Consider the following 1,143-nt stretch of genomic DNA (forward strand, 5'->3'; position numbering starts at 1 on the left):
CTTCTGCTTGATAATATAACGGTAAGGGAAAGGATATTTATGCGGCACGGTATGTAAAACTAATCCATCTTTTTTTAATCACGCGTCGTTTATACTGTCGATCCGGCTTTACTGGTGTCAGACTTCGGTTTATCAACTGTTCGATATTGTTAAACAAAGAATCTCTTAGATATCTTCTACAGCAATAGACTGCCATAGTAAAATTTACTCGGTATTCATATTTTTTGTTTCGCTGCTCCAGTACTACATGGCTGGCAATAATCTCACAGAAATTGTACAAAATCAGTTTCCCAAATATTTCCTGGCAAATGTATTCGGGATTTTTACTATGAAGGTTTGACATACCTATCGTATATTTAAGTTTTCGGAAAGATGTTTCTATGCCCCACCGCATTTTGTATAGAGTTTTCAGTTTTTCAGTCGAAAATTCTTTGCGATCCAGATTGGTAATCAGGCATTCATAGTTACCATTCGGCAAAAGAATCCTGACAATACGGAAGGATAGTTCGTAAAAAGGATGTTCTGAATCCAAAAAATCAAAAGGAGACGATTTGGCAAGATATTTATAACCTTTTTCTCTTAAATATTTTTGCTTTCTTGTCATTTTAAGAGTGATGTCTTCATCGAATTCCCCTTTTGATGGCAGGCAAAGGCTACCCGCGATACTTCCATTGCTGGTGACATCTTTTACTCTAATAAGATAGAAGAGACCTTTTTCCTGAATATTTGCAAAAATATTGTAAGTTTCATATCCCCGATCTGCAATAATGATTGTTTTTCTGTTTCTCGGAAGATCTTTTACCATATGAATAAGAGCTGATGATTCATTCTCCTCATATGGTGATTGGATTAATGTATGTACATATCTGAAATCCAGCAGATTATATAAGGCATTAATGTGCAATTGATTAAACCCAAAAGTTCCACGATCTTTCTTTCCAGGAAAATGTGTCTTTTTATCTTTTGGATCACGGAAAATATTTTGGTCTGCTCCATCACAGGCAAGAAGCTCATAACCCTGAAAAGTTTTCTTAGACTTTATTTTTCTATTAAAAGAATGAAACAGATTTTCCATAGTGTCAGGCTTTAGTTTATTTCTCTTTTGAATGTAGCCGGATTTTGAAATAGGAAGCTCAGAATTGA

1 protein-coding gene is annotated in these 1,143 nt (G+C 34.8%); it reads right to left on the bottom strand.

The window, feature by feature from the left end; all coding sequences use genetic code 11:
* Positions 1-37 precede the first annotated feature (37 nt).
* The coding region (locus tag WMO25_RS18225; protein WP_349086655.1) for an IS4 family transposase at positions 38-1,143 on the bottom strand (1,106 nt) is incomplete at its 5' end.

It is taken from the genome of Coprococcus intestinihominis (assembly GCF_040096555.1).
Taxonomy (GTDB): domain Bacteria; phylum Bacillota; class Clostridia; order Lachnospirales; family Lachnospiraceae; genus Coprococcus_A; species Coprococcus_A intestinihominis.